The organism is Litoreibacter albidus, assembly GCF_900107015.1.
Taxonomy (GTDB): domain Bacteria; phylum Pseudomonadota; class Alphaproteobacteria; order Rhodobacterales; family Rhodobacteraceae; genus Litoreibacter; species Litoreibacter albidus.
Genome location: NZ_FNOI01000001.1, coordinates 102152 through 118008, shown reverse-complemented (window position 1 = coordinate 118008; position 15857 = coordinate 102152). Strand labels below are relative to the sequence as shown.

The window sequence follows — 15857 nt, the reverse complement described above, 5'->3', positions numbered from 1 at the left end:
GCCTCTTGTTCAGGTCACATATGTAGATGAGTTGCGGCCTGTTAGCGCACACAGTCGCGGATTGCACGAACTACTTGCCCCAACATCCACGTGAACACGCGCCAAGACGCATTTCCATCCCCGCCGCCATGCGCCACTATGCGCGGGGAACAGATGCAATTTACCGGCAAGGAACGGCACAACATGGCAAACACAATGATCGGCGTTATCGGCGGCTCCGGCCTGTATGAGATCGACGGGCTGGAAAACGCCACATGGCAAACCGTGGACACCCCGTGGGGTGCCCCCTCCGACGCGGTGCTGACCGGCACGCTTGGCGGCGTCGACATGGCGTTCTTGCCCCGCCACGGGCGCGGCCATGTGCATTCCCCCACCACGGTGCCCTACCGCGCCAACATCGACGCCCTGAAGCGCATCGGCGTCACCGATGTCATCTCCGTTTCCGCCTGTGGGTCATTCCGCGAGAAAATGGCCCCCGGGGACTTCGTGATCGTCGACCAGTTCATCGACCGCACCTTTGCCCGCGAAAAATCCTTCTTCGGCACCGGCTGCGTGGCCCATGTCTCGGTGGCGCATCCCACCTGCCCGCGCCTCGGCGCCGCCTGCTTCACCGCCGCCAAAGACACCGGCATCACCGTCCACAACGGCGGCACCTATCTGGCGATGGAAGGTCCGCAGTTCTCCACGCTGGCCGAAAGCAAAATGTACCGCGACAGCTGGGGCGCGGACGTTATCGGCATGACCAATATGCCAGAGGCCAAGCTCGCCCGCGAGGCGGAGCTCTGCTACGCTTCCGTCGCCATGATCACCGATTACGACAGCTGGCACCCCGACCACGGCGAGGTGGATGTGACCCAGATCATCGCCACCCTGATGGGCAACGCCAGCAAGGCGCGCGATATGGTCGCCAAGCTTCCTGCCCTGCTTGGTGCAACGCGCGACGCCTGCCCGCACGGCTGCGACCGCGCGCTGGAATACGCGATCCTCACCGCCCCCGAGGCCCGCGATCCGGGCCTGACGGCCAAACTTGACGCCGTCGCCGGCCGCATGCTCGCGCCCGCTTGATACCGCCTTTCCACCGCGCAGCCCGTAGGGTATCGCAAGTCGCACGCAACTTTCGGAGCCCCCCATGCCAAACACCAAGCAGGTCAAAGACTACATTCGCACTATCCCCGACTTCCCACACGCAGGGATCATGTTCCGCGATGTGACCACCTTATTCTTGGACCCGCGCGGCTTTCGCATGGCGGTTGACCAGTTGCTGCATCCCTATGCGGGGATGCGCTTCGACAAGGTCGCGGGGCTGGAGGCACGCGGCTTCATCATGGGCGGTGCCATCGCGCACCAGCTGTCCACAGGCTTCGTGCCGATCCGCAAAAAGGGCAAGCTGCCTGGCAAAACCATCGAGCAGAGCTACAAGCTGGAATACGGCGAGGCCACGATGGAGTTGCACGAAGACAGTCTTCAACCCGGCGATAAGGTTCTGCTGGTTGATGACCTGCTGGCCACAGGCGGCACGGCTGAGGCAGGGATCAAACTGATCGAAAAACTCGGCGCGGAGGTCATCGGCTGTAGCTTCATCATCGACCTGCCCGACCTCGGCGGTCGCGCCAAGCTGGAAGCAATGGGGCAAGACGTCCATGTGCTATGCGATTTCGAAGGCGACTAACCCGCCGCAACACGCCACCCTTCGCCCCATCACTGCTTCATAAATACCTCGGGGTGTGGGGCAGAGCCCCACTAAAATTCGCGGGTGTGGGGCAGCGCCCCACTTAAAATCGGGGGTGCGGGGGCAGCGCCCCCGCCGTGGCGACTGCCGCAGGCAGGCGCAAATCCTAAGCCGTCACCACCGCGCCCGGGTTCATAATCCCCAGCGGGTCCAGCGCCGCTTTGATCGCGCGCATGGCGGCCAGCTTGGTCGGGTCGCCGTAGCGGTTCAAATCCGCAACTTTCAGCCGCCCGACCCCGTGTTCCGCCGAGATGGAGCCCTCCATCTGCGCCACCACGTCATGCACAATACGCTTCACCGCGTGGCGTTGATGGTCGTAGTCGTCGCGCGATTTTCCCCGCACGGGAAAGACGTTGTAATGCAGGTTTCCGTCGCCCACATGGCCAAAGCAATTGATGCGGAAATCGTCCAGCGTCGCCAAAGCCGCGCCCGCGCGGGTGATGAATTCGGGGATGCGCCCCACGGGCACCGATATGTCATGCGACGACACGGAGCCGATGCGCTTGTTGGCCTCGGGAATGCTTTCGCGGATCGCCCAGAAGGCGTCGCGCTGCGCGCCGGACTGGGCAATCACCCCGTCAGTGACCAAGCCGCGCTCTGCCGCCGCCTCGAACAGGGTTTCCAAGGCTTGCGACGGCTCTACCCCCGCGACGCAGCCCACGTCGATCAGCACCATCCATTCCGGCGTGTCGGCGAAGGGGGCGCGGACCTCGGGGCCGACCTCGGCCAGAAAATCCAGCCCCATGTGGTTGATCAACTCGAAGGCGGACACTTGATGCCCCAGCAAATCCCCCGCCAGCGCCAACAAACCCAAGGCGGCCTCCGGCCCCTCGACCACCATCAGCGCGGCCCCCTCGCCTGCGGGCTTGGGGAACAGCTTCAAAGATGCCGCCGTGATAATGCCAAGCGACCCTTCCGCCCCGATCAACAGATGGCGCATGTCGTAGCCGGTGTTGTCTTTCTTCAAGCGCGACAGCCCGTGAAGCACGGAGCCGTCCGGCAGCACCGCCTCCACCCCCAAGCACAGGTCGCGCGCGTTGCCGTAGCGCAGCACATTTACACCGCCTGCGTTCGTTGACAGGTTGCCGCCGATCCGCGCGGAGCCTTCGGAGGCCAGCGACAGGGGAAACACCCGCCCCTCCGCTTCGGCCGCGTCTTGCACATTCGACAAGATCACCCCCGCCTCGGCCACCAACACGTTTTCCGCCGGATAGGTGGCGCGAATTCTGGTCATCCGCTCCAGCGACAAGATCACCGGCACAGGGCCGCTTTCCGCGATCTGGCCACCGACAAGCCCCGTGCCGCCCCCGTAGGGCACAATGCCCACCCGCGCATCGGCGCAGGCGCGCACCACCGTGGCCACATCCTCGGTGCAGTCGGGCGCGACCAGCAGTCCGCCGCTGCCCTGATACCTGCCGCGCGGCTCGCGCAGATAGGCGTCGGTCAACTCACGAAAGGCAGCAGCGGGGAGTTTCGATGTTAGCTCGGCCCGAAGGGCATCAGTCACTGAATTCAACATAAGCCCTTATCGCGCAGCCATTCGAAGAGGGGAACAGATAAAACTGACCGCCAGCCCCAACGCCGACCCGCCGCCGCCCCGAGATGCCCGTTGACTTAAAGTGCCTCTAACCCGCTACACAGAATAAAAAGGGAGGTCGCACCGATGAGGATCACCGAAGCCGCTGGCGCCTGCAGGTTGTCCGCTCACACCATACGCTTCTACGAAAAATCAGGCATGTTGCCCCTAATTTCGCGCGGCGCTGACGGGCATAGGCGCTTTACCCCGCGCGACATTGAATGGCTGACGTTGCTTTACTGGCTGCGCGAAACCGGTATGCCGCTTAGACAAATGCAACATTTCACCACTTTGGCCAAACGCGGCGAGGCGGGTGTCATGGCGCGGCGCCAAATCTTGCTGGACCACGCCGAGCTGTTGAAAGAAAAGAAGCTAATCCTTGAGAAATGCGAGGATGTTCTCGCCCTCAAAATCGCCAGCTACGCGCCAAGCGGCCGGACGGCGCCCGAATGAAATTCGCATATCTGACAGAGCCGCCGTTTAACTATCTGGACAACAATGGCCGCCCGACCGGTTGCGACGTAGAATTGGCGCGTCATGTCTGCACGACGCTGGACCTTATGCCGTTCAAGCCGGTGATGACTGAATTTCCATCCCTGCTTGCAGGGCTTGCCGCTGGCGATTGGCGCATGACGACGGGCATGTTCGCCACTGACGCGCGGCGACGGGTCGCGCGGTTCAGCCGCCCCATTTGGGCACTTCCGGACGGGCTTTTGATCCGTGCGGTCGATGACCGACAGATTGACGGCTACCGTGCGATTGCGGCCTCAGGCGACGCTCGATTGGCGGTGGTGCGCGATCAGGTGCAGCACCAAACGGCGCTTGAGTTGGGCGTGCCAAGCGCGCGGATCGACGTATTCGAAAGCTATAGAGATGCAGCGGGGGCCGTGCGACGCGGCCACGCCGCGGGTTTTGCCAGCGTGGCCCGCGCGCATGCAGGCTACATCGCGCAAAACTCCACTTCCGATTTGGGCGTGGTGCCCATCGCCGCCACAGAAAAACCCGCCGCGTTCGGTTGCTTCGCATTTGCGCGCGATGATGCGGCACTGGTGCGCGATGTAGATGCGGTGTTGACGGAATTCTTGGGCGGTTCAGCCCACCGCCGGATGCTCGCGCGGTTCGGGTTTAGTGACGCAGAGGTGGACTTGATCGCCCCCTGAATGCTGCCCCTAGCCGACGTCGGTTTTGCCGCGACGGTCCCCGCGCAGGTTGGCGAACAGCACGTGGTTGCGCCAGCGCCCGTTGATCTGCAAATAGCTTTGCGCGACGCCCTCGTATTTGAAGCCGGACTTTTCCAGCACCCCGCGCGACGCCGCGTTTTCCGGCAGGCACGCGGCCTCTACGCGGCTGAGGTCCAGCACAGTGAACGCGTAATGCACCAGCGCCGATATGGCCTCGCGCATGTAGCCGTGGCGGGCGTAGCGCTGCCCCATCCAGTAGCCCAAAGTGCCCGCCTGCGCGGGGCCACGGCGGATATTGTCCAGCGTGATCGCCCCGAGTATCGCCTTATCCTCGCGCCGCTCCAGAAACACCGGCACCGCGTTGCCGTTGTTCACCGAGCGTTGCGCCCAGTAGACGCGGTTGGTGAAACTTTTGCGCGTCAGGTGGTCGGTCGCCCAAGAGGGCTCCCATGGGGTCAGGAATTCCAGCGACGAGGAGCGCAGCGACGCCCATTCACGGTAGTCGCCATGCCCCGGAAGACGCAGCGTCATGCGTTCCGTCTCGATACGGACCTTACGCTTGCGCCCCAGCATCAGGCGGCGAGCCTGCGGGTGATGTGCTCCAGATTGTGCGCCTTCTCGACCGGACCATAAAGCGCCATTGCCGCCTGCGCCGTGGCCAGATTTTGCGCGAACTGGCGCACTTGCGCCACGTCGACCGCGTCAATCTTGGTGATGGTTTCAGACAGAGGCGGCACACGGCCCCAGATGCCAACGATCCGCGCCAAACGCTCCGCGCGCGACGACGGGCTTTCCAGCCCCATCAGGATGCCAGCCTTCATCTGTGTGCGCGCACGGGCCACTTCGGCCTCGGACATATCGCCCGCCGCGCGCTTCAACTCGTCCACGGTGATATCCGCCAGCCCCGCGATGTCATCGCCAGAGGTGCCCGCGTAGACCGTCATCATGCCCGTGTCGTTATAGCTGCCGATGGAGCTGTAGATCGAATAGCACAAGCCCCGCTTCTCGCGGGCCTCTTGGAACAGCCGAGACGACATGCCGCCGCCAAAGGCGGAGGCAAACACCTGCGCCGTGTAGAAATCATCGTCGCGGTAGCCCGGGGCTTCCAGCGCGAAGGTGAAATGCGCCTGCTCCAACGCCTTGACTTCACGCCGCTCGCCGGACGCGAATTTGGCGACATCCGCCACATTGGACACGGAGGACGGCATATCGCCAAACATGTCTTCCGCCATGCGCACGATGGCGTCATGGTCCACCGCCCCCGCCGCCGACAGGATCAGGTTTTGCGGGCCATAGTGTTCCGCCACAAACCCCGACAGATCCGCACGGGAGAAGTTTTGCACCCGCTCCGTTGGCCCAAGGATGGTGCGCCCGATAGGCTGCCCGGGATAGGCCGCCTCTTGCAGCCAGTCGAAAATCACGTCGTCGGGCGTGTCCAGCGACATGCCGATCTCTTGCAAGATCACGCCGCGCTCCACCTCGATCTCGCGCGGGTCGAACACAGGATGGCGCACGATATCGCCAATCACATCCATCGCCAGCGGCACGTCGTCTTTCAGCACGCGCGCGTAATAGGCCGTCACTTCGCGCGAGGTATAGGCGTTGATATAGCCGCCCACGTCCTCAATCGCCTCGGCGATCTGCAAGGCGCTGCGGCGCGTGGTGCCTTTGAACGCCATGTGCTCCAGAAAATGTGCGATGCCGTTTTGCTCGATCCGCTCGTGGCGCCCGCCCGCATTGACCCAAATTCCCACGCTAGCACTTTCCAGCGACGGCATATGTTCGGTGACGATGCGGAACCCGTTGGACAGGGTGGTCAGTTGTTGCGTCATGCGGTGATACGCTCGCGGATCAGGGATTTGATCGTCTCGATGTCATTCGGCAATTCGGTCATGCGCTCCTCGCGCTCGAATAGGTCCGACATGCGGTCGGGCAATTCTGGGTGGTGGCCGGAGGCGGCTTTCACGGCGGCTGGAAATTTCGCGGGGTGGGCTGTGGCCAGCGTGACCATCGGCGTGGCCCCTTGGTGATCCATCGCCACTTTCACGCCCACGGCGGTGTGCGGGCACAGCAACTCGCCCATATGGGCATTGGCGCGGGTGATCATGGCGGAGGTTTCTTCCTCGCTGACGCGACCAGAGGCATAGGTTTCCTTCAGCGCCTCATAGGCGCCTTGGCTGACCTTGAATTCGCCGGACGCCTTCAGCGCGTCCATCTGCTCAGAGACCGCCGCGCCGTCTTGACCGTAGGCGTAGAACAAGGCGCGCTCGAAGTTGGAGGACACTTGGATGTCCATTGATGGGCTGATCGACGGCTTCACGCCGTCCGTAGTATAGGCCCCTGTTTCCAGCGTGCGGTGCAAGATGTCATTCTGGTTGGTGGCAATGATCAGCTGGCCAATCGGCAGGCCCATCTGCTTGGCGATGTAGCCCGCGAAGATGTCGCCAAAGTTGCCGGTTGGCACGGTGAAGTTGATCTCGCGGTCCGGTGCACCAAGGCTCACGGCAGAGGTGAAGTAATACACCACCTGTGCCAGAACCCGCGCCCAGTTGATCGAGTTGACCCCAGCGAGGCGCACGCCGTCGCGGAAATCGAAGTCGTTGAACATGTCTTTGACGGCGGCTTGGCAGGTGTCGAAGTCCCCCTCAATCGCCAACGCATGCACGTTGTCCTCGGAGGGCGTGGTCATCTGGCGGCGCTGCACATCAGACACGCGCCCTTGCGGGAACAGGATAAACACGTCCACGGCGTCGAGGCCACGGAACGCCTCGATGGCAGCGGAGCCAGTGTCGCCGGAGGTGGCGCCCACGATGGTCACACGCTCGCCGGAGCGCGTCAGCGCGGCTTGGAACAGCTGGCCGATCAGCTGCATGGCGAAGTCTTTGAACGCCAAGGTCGGGCCGTGGAATAGCTCCAACAGGTAGTGGTTTGCCCCAAGCTGCACCAAAGGCGCGCGCGCGTCGTGGCCGAAGCCCGCGTAGGCCTTGGCGATGATCTCGCGGAATTCGGCGTCGGTGAAGGTGTCGCCGATGAAGGGGCGCATCACGGTGAAGGCCACATCCTCATAAGACATGCCGCGCATGGCGCGGATGGTGTCTTGATCCAGCGTGGGAATAGTCTCGGGCAGGTAGAGGCCACCGTCGCGGGCAAGGCCGGTCAGCATGGCCTGCTCGAATGTCAAAACGGGGGCTTTGCCGCGGGTAGAGATATAACGCATGGGGTTTTCCTTCAAACGGTCCGCTGCCTGATACGCCAAAGCAAAAAGCCTGTCATCACAAACCATATCAACGCCAGCGAAAACCAGGTGATCGCATAGGACAGATGGTCATTGGGGATGCCAGCGCGGCTGACGGGGAGCGGGATAATTTCGGGGGTTGCGGGGGTGGCAGTGCGCAGGACCAGTAACACCGGCTCGGTGCCAAGCGTGGCCGCCATGCGCTCCACGTCGCGCGCAAACCAGATGTCGCGCTTGGTGTCGGGCTCCGGCGTGTAGCTGTCAACCTCGTTAGGCCAATGGATGTTGCCGGTGACGGTGACCTCGCCCAGAGGGCCATTCGGCAGATCCTCGGCAATTGGGATCACCCCACGATCGACCATAATCATACGCTCGCCGGTTTGGAACGGGCTGATGATCCGGTAGCCTGCGCCAACTTTTTTCTGACTGACAAGGATACGCAAGCGCGCCGCGCCGAAGGTGCCGGTGGCTTGTACGGGGAGGTAGAGATCATCTGGCTGGCTCAGCTCGTCGGGCAAGGCCACAGGATCGGCCGCGATGCGCGCATCGATCTCCGACAACGTCGCCTCTTTCCATGCGAGCCGCTTCACTTGCCATGTCCCGAGGCTCACCAGAATAGCGCAGCCAATCAGGCCGAACAGCAAAGGCAGGATCATTCGTTTGGTCATGTCACCTCAATGAAGAAGCGCGAGGGTTTCCCCCCGCGCCAAAAGTTTGCCATCAAACTTTTTAAATTTCCTGGGACAGGAAATTAGCCACCCCAGATATAGACAGCTGCGAACAAGAACAGCCAAACCACGTCCACGAAGTGCCAGTACCAAGCGGCAGCCTCAAAGCCGACGTGGTGGTCTTGCGTGAAGTGACCTTTGTACACACGGATCAAACAGACCAGCAGGAAGATCGTGCCGACCAGAACGTGGAAGCCGTGAAAGCCTGTCGCCATGAAGAAGTTCGCGCCGTAGATGTTGCCGGAGAAGCCAAAGGCCGCGTGGCTATATTCATAGGCTTGGAAAATCGTGAACACCGCGCCCAGCAGGATCGCAAGGATCAGGCCGCTTTTCAGGTCTTTGCGGTTGTTTTCATGTGCCAGCGCGTGGTGCGCCCAAGTTGCCGCCGCGCCGGAGCACAACAGGATCAGCGTGTTGATCAATGGCAGGTGCCACGGGTCAAATGTCTCGATCCCTGCCGGTGGCCATTGACCGTCGACTGCGGGGCTCAACGGGCCCATCGGGTACATCGCGTGTTTGAAGAATGACCAGAACCACGCCACGAAGAACATTACTTCCGACATGATGAAGAAAATGAAGCCGTAGCGTAGGCCGATACGTACCACTGGGGTGTGATCGCCTTGCTCGCCTTCTTCGACCATCTCGGCCCACCAGCTGAACATGGTATAGAGGACCGCGGCGAAGCCGATGAGGAACATCCATGGGCCACTGAGTTCCAGTGTCCCGAACAGAACGGGCACGGGGCCAGCCATCCAAGCGACAGCGCCGACGAGCATGACGAAAGCCGCAAAAGACCCCATAAACGGGTTAATGGACGGCGGCAGAATGTGGTAATCGTGGTTCTTGGCGTGGGCCATTTTGTTGGGCTCCCTCGATGGCGACTTAATTGTATTCAGTTGTTGTGGCGGGTTGTCCGGTCGTCAGGGCGGCTTGCGCCTCTTCCGCGTCGGGCAGGTCGATTTCGTAGAACGTATAGCTGAGGGTGATTTCCTCGACAAACTTTCCGTCAGGGTCGTCGACAATTTCAGGATCGACGTAGAAGGTCACGGGCATCTGCACCCGCTCGCCTGGCTGCAACACCTGTTCGGTAAAGCAGAAGCAGGCGATTTTATTGAAATAGCCGCCCGCCGTGAACGGGAACACATTGTAGCTGGCTTGACCCGCGATCGGCTTGTCGGTCGGGTTATAGGCCTCGTAGAAGGCCAGCCCCGTTTCCCCGATGCGCACGGTCATCTCCGCCTGCGACGGTTTGAATTCCCACGGCATGCCCGACGACAGCGAGCCGTCGAAGCGGATGTTGATTGTCTTGTCCAAAATCACGTCGGAATCGGCACGGGCTTCTTGCGTTGTACCGCCGTACCCGGTCACGCGGCAGAACAGATCATAAAGCGGCACCGACGCGAAGCCCAAAGCCCCCATCGTCACCACCACACCGACCAGTCCGGCCACCGTGCGTTGCGTCTTGTCAAGTTTAGCCATCAGTTGCCACCCTCGTTTTCCGGAATAAGCGCGGGGCGCGCCACATGGTCGTAGCCCTCCACAAATCCCGTATTCTGCACCTTCACCACAGTCAGCCCGAAGACAATTGCGACGAAGCCGACCAGCAACAATCCAACCCCGAGGTTGCGACCGAAGCGGCGTTTGTGCAGCTCATGCTCAACTTTTAGCGCCATGGTTCTACCAAGCCCCCATGCCGGCTTTGACCCAGACCGCTTGCAGCAGCAGGGCGCAGAAGCTGGAGAAAAGATAAACCAGAGAATAGCGGAAGTACGCTTTCTCGTCTTTGTAGATATCGGCCTCTGCAGCGGCCTCGTCGCGGTGCCACAGCTTCCATGCGCCCCACACGAATTTCGCGTTCAGCACAAGCGCCGCCGTCAGGTAGATCCAGCCACCGATGGAGGTGAAGGCCGCGCCAATCGCCAGCGGGGCCAGAAGCACCGCGTAGATGAAGATCTGCTTGCGGGTTTCGCGCTTGCCGTGGGTCACGGTCAGCATGGGCACGCCCGCGTTTGTGTAGTCGTTGTTCATGAACAGCGCCAAGGCCCAGAAGTGGGGCGGCGTCCACATGAACACGAGGCAGAACAGCAAGACGCTTTCCACGGACACGCCGCCGGTTGCCACGGCCCAGCCGATCATCGGCGGGAACGCCCCTGCCGCACCACCGATCACGATGTTTTGCGGCGTCCAGCGCTTGAGCCACATGGTGTAAACCACGGCGTAAAAGAAGATAGTGAAGGCCAAGATGCCAGCGGCGACCCAGTTGGACGCCAGCCCCAGCATGGTCACAGATATAAACGACAGCCACAGCCCCAGCGTCAGCGCCTCACCCGGGGCGACCTTGCCAGCCGGAACGGGGCGGTTGGCCGTGCGCTTCATGATGGTGTCGATGTCGTGGTCATACCACATGTTCAGCGCACCGGATGCGCCGCCGCCCAAGGCGATAAACAGGATGGAGACCATTGCAACGAAGGGGTGCACGCTTACCGGCGCCACGAACACACCGACGGCGGCGGTGAAAACCACCAACGACATCACGCGCGGCTTGAGCAACGCCCAATAGTCGCCGAACTGGCCTTCGCCAGATGTCGTGCCGATGTTTTGTGTCGCATCAGTCATCGCGTTACACCCAAATCTACGAAAGTCGGCGCGGCAGGGGTTGCCCCGCCGCACCCGTTAGCTCTTCAGAAATCAGTCAGCCGAAGCAACCTGCACGGACAGCGGTGTCCCTGCGTATTCTTCAATCGCGCCTTCCAACCAAGCGTCATACACCTCTTGGCTGACCACTTTCACAGTGATCGGCATGTAGGAGTGCGCTTGACCGCACAGCTCCGAACACTGGCCAAAGTAGATGCCTTCTTTCTCGGCGGTGAACCAGAGCGCCGCCAGACGGCCAGGCACGGCGTCTTGCTTCACGCCGAACGCGGGGATTGTCCAAGAGTGGATCACGTCCGCGCCCGTCACCTGCATCACGATGGTTTTGCCAACAGGCACAACCACGGCAGTGTCAGTTGCGAGCAGGAATTCGTCCTTGCTGTAACCGGCTTCGACCAATTCGGCCTCTACCTCTGGTGTCAGGCGGTTTTCGCCAGCGCCGATCATGATGCTGTCAAAGCCGAAGTCGTGGTCGACATACTCGTAGCCCCAGTACCACTGGTAGCCCGTCGCCTTAATCACAATGTCGCCTTCAGGAATGCGCTGCTGCTTGAACAACACAGGCACCGAGAACGCGCCGATGATGACCAGAATGATCACCGGAATCATGGTCCAAGCCACCTCCAGAAGGGAGTGGTGGGTGAAGGTCGCCGCATTCGGGTTGCGCTTGGCGCTAAAGCGGAACGCACACCACAGCAGCAAGGCCGTCACGAACACCGTAATCACCGCGATGATCACGAAGACAAAATGGTCCAGCCATTGCAGGTCACGGGCCAGTTCGGTGGCCGCGGGCTGGAAACTCAAGGAGGTCTCGGCGTTTGGCGTGCCGACGATCTCCAAATTATCGAGTGCTGCTTGCGCGGATGCGCCTGTGGCGGCAAAAAGGCCCGCGAAGCCAGCAAAATGTTTTGCAATTCTCATCTAGTGTTCCCGTCGTTGTCAGGGCCGTGCTCAATAGGCACGGCTCCCCCGCTTGCGTCTGGCCCGTGAGAAACCATATTACACTGCAAGGGGCAAGCGCTGACACGTTGAAAGCGCCACCATGCCGCACACAATTTTGCGCTAAATCAAGGGAATCACCAATGACCTCCGCTAACGCCGCCCCGTTTCGCCCGTTTGAGACCATGTTGGACCAAACCCGCGCCCTAGAGATTCTATGCGCGGCCACCAAAGGCGCCGACGACGGGGAGCTGTATCTGGAGCGCAAACGCGGCGAAATGTTCGCCTTTGACGACGGCCACCTGAAAACGGCAAGCTATGACGCCTCCGAAGGGTTCGGGCTGCGCGCGGTGCGCGGTGAGACCGCCGGATACGCCCACGCCACCGAGATATCGGAGCACGCCTTGATCCGCGCCGCCGACACCGCCCGCCTTGCGGTGGGTGCGGGCGGCGGCACGCTGGCCCCTGCCCCCGCACGGACCAATGCCAAGCTCTATTCCGACATGGACCCGATGCAGGGCATCCCCTTCACCGCCAAAGTCGACACATTGCGCGAAATCGACGCCTTCGCACGGGCGCTGGACCCGCGTGTGGTGCAGGTGTCGGCCTCCGTCGCGGCGTCCCACCAAGAAGTGGCGATTCTGCGCCCCGACGGCTCCTTAGTCACCGACGATCGCCCGATGACCCGCATCCACGTGTCCGTTATCGCCGAAAAGGACGGGCGCCGCGAAAGTGGCACGGCTGGCGGCGGCGGGCGCGCCATGCTCGACGGCTTGCTGGAGCCGACGCACTGGCAAGGCCTGATCCGCGAGGCGCTGCGCATCGCGTTGGTTAATCTGGACGCCGTCCCCGCCCCCGCTGGTGTGATGGACGTGGTGCTTGGGCCGGGCTGGCCGGGCATCTTGCTGCACGAAGCCATTGGCCACGGGCTGGAAGGCGACTTTAACCGCAAGAAAACCTCCGCCTTTGCGGGGCTGATGGGGCAACAAATTGCCGCCAAGGGCGTGACCGTGCTGGACGACGGCACGATCCCAGATCGTCGCGGCTCCATCACCGTGGACGACGAGGGCACACCCTCGGGCAAGAACACATTGATCGAGGACGGCGTGCTGGTCGGCTATATGCAAGACCGCCAGAATGCCCGCCTGATGGGGGTGGAGCCCACGGGCAACGGTCGTCGCGAAAGCTATGCCCACGCCCCCATGCCGCGCATGACCAACACCTATATGCTGGGCGGCGATGCGGACCCAGAAGCGATTGTGCGTGATCTGAAAGACGGCATCTATGCCGTGGGCTTTGGCGGCGGTCAGGTCGACATCACGAACGGCAAGTTCGTGTTCTCCTGCACCGAAGCCTACCGCGTGAAGAATGGCGTCGTCGGGGAGCCTGTGAAGGGCGCCACGCTGATCGGCGACGGGGCCACCGCACTGAAGCACATCCAAGCCATCGGCAACGACATGGCGCTTGATCCCGGCATAGGAAATTGCGGAAAGGCTGGCCAATGGGTACCGGTTGGCGTGGGCCAACCCACCCTAAAGATTGGCGGTCTGACGGTTGGCGGGTCAGCCACCTAAGCGATTCCCTTTGGAGCGACACCTTGCGCCCATTGAGGCAGGGTGTCGCCTTGTTCAGGGATAAAAATTAGCGACAACTTTTCAAAAGCTTACGCGAAATAGTGGGCAACATCTGGCATCTTCACCTTCCTTTAACTCCGACGCGCCAAAGTGAGATCACTGATTGAACGGAGCGAAGAATGGCCAGCGACCTGCTGTCTACCCCACCCCCCCTCGCACCCCCTGGACCACAGGGCGACTGCGCCTCTTGGCTCCGTTTAATCAGGTCTAGACGTGTTGGCGTCAGCACCTTCTTTCGGTTGCTGGCCGAACACGGCAGCGCGGAGGCCGCGTTGGACGCCTTGCCTAGCATCGCATCCGCTGCAGGCGTTGCCCGCTACACCCCCTGCACCCATGACGCCGCCGCGCGCGAGTTGGAGCACGGCGCACGTATCGGTGCAACTTTGTTGCTGCACGGCGCGCCAGATTACCCGCAAGCCTTGATGGATCTAGACGACGCGCCGCCCGTGCTTTGGGCGTTGGGCGATCTGTCTTTGACGCGCCGCGCCAGCATCGCGATGGTCGGCGCGCGCAACGCGTCCTCGCTGGGCACGCGCATGGCGCAGGGGCTGGCGACTGATCTGGGGAATGCAGGGTTTACCGTCGCCTCCGGCCTTGCGCGGGGCATAGATACCGCCGCCCATATCGCCGCCCTGCCCCGTGGCACCATTGCGGTCGTCGCAGGCGGGATTGATGTGGTCTACCCGCGCGAAAACGCCAAACTTCATGATGACATCGCCAAGGATGGTTTGATCCTGTCGGAGCGAATGTTGGGCCTGCAACCGCAAGCGCGGGATTTCCCGCGCCGCAACCGGATCATATCGGGCCTGTCGCGGGCCGTTGTGGTGGTGGAGGCCGCCGCGAAATCCGGCAGCCTGATCACCGCGCGCAACGCGCTGGACCAAGGCCGCGACGTGATGGCCGTGCCGGGCCACCCGTTGGACGCCCGCGCGACAGGCTGCAACATGTTGATCCGCGACGGGGCCATATTGGTGCGCCACGCGCAGGACGTGCTGACGAACACCGGCGCATCCGCGCAGTTGGAACCGCCCCCGAAACCGCGCGCCGTACTGACAGCGCCAGTTCATCCGCATGGGGCTGCGCACGCGGAAATTCTAGGATTGCTAGGCCCGACACCTGTCGCCGAAGACCAGTTGATGCGCGATCTGAACATTGACGCGGGCGCGTTGTCGCCGCAGCTGACGCTGTTGGAAATGGAAGGTAAGATAGAGCGACAGCCCGGCGGGTTGCTGACGCGGCTGAATTAGCGGGCCTTGCGCAACGCCAAGCCCACGCCGCCAAGTACTAGAAGGCTCGACAGGGCAAAGCGCAAGGTCAACTCCTCTCCCAAGAATAACGCGCCGCCGCCCAAGGCGATGACGGGCACCGTCAACTGGGCGGTCGCGGCGATGGTTGTGCGCAACTGCGGCAGCACGCGGTACCACAGCGCATAGCCCAACGCCGAGGTCAGCGCGCCGGACGCCACGGCGCACATAAGGCCAAGCGGTGCCCCGACGGGCAGGCCAATCCCGATGGCCACCACCCCCATGAACAATGCGGCATATCTGAAATTGCGCTCCGTGCGCAAAAGCGGTGACGCCGCCCCGCGCCCAACCAGCGTGTAAACACCCCAACCGACACCCGCCGCCGCCATCAGGATGGCGCCCCACAGATCAGGGGCCTCTGCCCCGACGGGCCAAAGCAAGGCCACAAGCCCCGCGAAGGCCACGCCGCAACCGACATATTGCAAGGCGGGGATGTGTTCACGGGTCAGGGCTGCGGCCATAAACATGGTCAACTGGACCACGCCGAACAGGATCAACGCCCCCACGCCCGCCTCTAGGGTGGCGTAGGCCAGCGAGAAACCCAGCACGTAGACCAGCAAGGATGCGGTGCCGATCAGGCTGCCCGTCTCGGGTGTTTGGCTGGTCGTGGGCTTGCGGCGCAGCCAGATCAGCAGCAGCAACATGAGCGCGCCGCTCCACAGGCGTAGCATCGCGAAGTCCAAAGGCTCCATACCGCCGTCAGTCACCCCGAATTTGTTCAGGACAGAGTTGGCCGCAAAGGCCAACATGGTGAGGGCGGTGAGGAGAAAGATACGCATGACCGCTGCCTTAGTGGCAATTTGCGCCTAAGAACATGGCAAATTGGCGTTTTAACAGCTGCGGCCTTCATAAAGCGGTTAACGAAAAAGGCCACCCTTC

17 protein-coding genes are annotated in these 15857 nt (G+C 62.2%); 6 read left to right on the top strand and 11 right to left on the bottom strand.

Annotated elements, in window-relative coordinates:
* Positions 1-183: 183 nt before the first annotated feature.
* Complete coding sequence (locus tag BLW66_RS00605) at positions 184-1065, top strand: S-methyl-5'-thioadenosine phosphorylase (protein WP_089945583.1); 882 nt, start codon at positions 184-186, stop codon at positions 1063-1065.
* 64 nt (positions 1066-1129) lie between these two features.
* Positions 1130-1669, top strand: a complete 540-nt coding sequence (locus tag BLW66_RS00600) for an adenine phosphoribosyltransferase (RefSeq protein ID WP_089943440.1) — start codon at positions 1130-1132, stop codon at positions 1667-1669.
* Positions 1670-1835: 166 nt separating this feature from the next.
* Here BLW66_RS00600 and BLW66_RS00595 read toward each other — a convergent pair whose 3' ends face one another.
* Positions 1836-3248, bottom strand: coding sequence for an FAD-binding oxidoreductase (locus BLW66_RS00595; RefSeq protein ID WP_089943437.1), 1413 nt, complete (start codon positions 3246-3248; stop codon positions 1836-1838).
* A 144-nt stretch (positions 3249-3392) separates the two neighbouring features.
* Here BLW66_RS00595 and BLW66_RS00590 point away from each other — a divergent pair, with 144 nt between their 5' ends.
* Complete coding sequence (locus BLW66_RS00590) at positions 3393-3758, top strand: MerR family transcriptional regulator (RefSeq protein WP_089943434.1); 366 nt, start codon at positions 3393-3395, stop codon at positions 3756-3758.
* Positions 3755-4465, top strand: coding sequence for a transporter substrate-binding domain-containing protein (locus BLW66_RS00585; protein ID WP_170833351.1), 711 nt, complete (start codon positions 3755-3757; stop codon positions 4463-4465). Before BLW66_RS00590 ends, BLW66_RS00585 begins: the two co-directional genes overlap by 4 nt.
* A gap of 9 nt (positions 4466-4474) precedes the next feature.
* Here the strand turns inward: BLW66_RS00585 and BLW66_RS00580 are convergent, their stop codons facing one another.
* The 9 genes from BLW66_RS00580 to coxB form a co-directional block, all read right to left on the bottom strand.
* Positions 4475-5059, bottom strand: coding sequence for a GNAT family N-acetyltransferase (locus BLW66_RS00580; RefSeq protein WP_089943428.1), 585 nt, complete (start codon positions 5057-5059; stop codon positions 4475-4477).
* On the bottom strand, positions 5059-6318 hold the full coding sequence (locus tag BLW66_RS00575; RefSeq protein ID WP_089943425.1) for a M16 family metallopeptidase: 1260 nt from the start codon (positions 6316-6318) through the stop codon (positions 5059-5061). The genes BLW66_RS00580 and BLW66_RS00575 overlap by 1 nt, the downstream gene beginning before the upstream one ends.
* Positions 6315-7703 (bottom strand): threonine synthase, encoded by a 1389-nt coding sequence (thrC, locus tag BLW66_RS00570; RefSeq protein ID WP_089943420.1) that lies wholly within the window; start codon positions 7701-7703, stop codon positions 6315-6317. The genes BLW66_RS00575 and thrC overlap by 4 nt, the downstream gene beginning before the upstream one ends.
* Before the next feature lie 11 nt (positions 7704-7714).
* On the bottom strand, positions 7715-8389 hold the full coding sequence (locus BLW66_RS00565) for an SURF1 family protein (protein WP_089943417.1): 675 nt from the start codon (positions 8387-8389) through the stop codon (positions 7715-7717).
* Positions 8390-8472: 83 nt separating this feature from the next.
* Entirely contained in the window at positions 8473-9306 is an 834-nt protein-coding gene (locus BLW66_RS00560) for a cytochrome c oxidase subunit 3 (RefSeq protein WP_089943414.1), read from the bottom strand.
* A gap of 25 nt (positions 9307-9331) precedes the next feature.
* Positions 9332-9928, bottom strand: a complete 597-nt coding sequence (locus BLW66_RS00555; protein WP_089943411.1) for a cytochrome c oxidase assembly protein — start codon at positions 9926-9928, stop codon at positions 9332-9334.
* The gene (locus BLW66_RS00550; protein ID WP_089943408.1) at positions 9928-10122 is read right to left on the bottom strand and encodes a hypothetical protein; all 195 of its coding nucleotides are present in this window, start codon (positions 10120-10122) and stop codon (positions 9928-9930) included. Before BLW66_RS00550 ends, BLW66_RS00555 begins: the two co-directional genes overlap by 1 nt.
* A gap of 4 nt (positions 10123-10126) precedes the next feature.
* On the bottom strand, positions 10127-11065 hold the full coding sequence (cyoE, locus tag BLW66_RS00545; protein ID WP_089943405.1) for a heme o synthase: 939 nt from the start codon (positions 11063-11065) through the stop codon (positions 10127-10129).
* A 72-nt stretch (positions 11066-11137) separates the two neighbouring features.
* Positions 11138-12022, bottom strand: a complete 885-nt coding sequence (coxB, locus tag BLW66_RS00540; protein ID WP_089943402.1) for a cytochrome c oxidase subunit II — start codon at positions 12020-12022, stop codon at positions 11138-11140.
* A 161-nt stretch (positions 12023-12183) separates the two neighbouring features.
* Between coxB and tldD the strand changes: the two genes are divergently transcribed.
* Entirely contained in the window at positions 12184-13614 is a 1431-nt protein-coding gene (tldD, locus tag BLW66_RS00535) for a metalloprotease TldD (RefSeq protein WP_089943398.1), read from the top strand.
* 179 nt (positions 13615-13793) lie between these two features.
* Positions 13794-14921 carry a DNA-processing protein DprA gene (gene dprA / locus BLW66_RS00530; protein WP_089943395.1) on the top strand — a complete coding sequence of 376 codons (1128 nt, stop codon included), beginning with the start codon at positions 13794-13796 and terminating at the stop codon, positions 14919-14921.
* Here dprA and BLW66_RS00525 read toward each other — a convergent pair.
* Positions 14918-15757, bottom strand: coding sequence for a DMT family transporter (locus BLW66_RS00525; RefSeq protein WP_089943392.1), 840 nt, complete (start codon positions 15755-15757; stop codon positions 14918-14920). The genes dprA and BLW66_RS00525 overlap by 4 nt on opposite strands.
* Between the last annotated feature and the right edge of the window lie 100 nt (positions 15758-15857).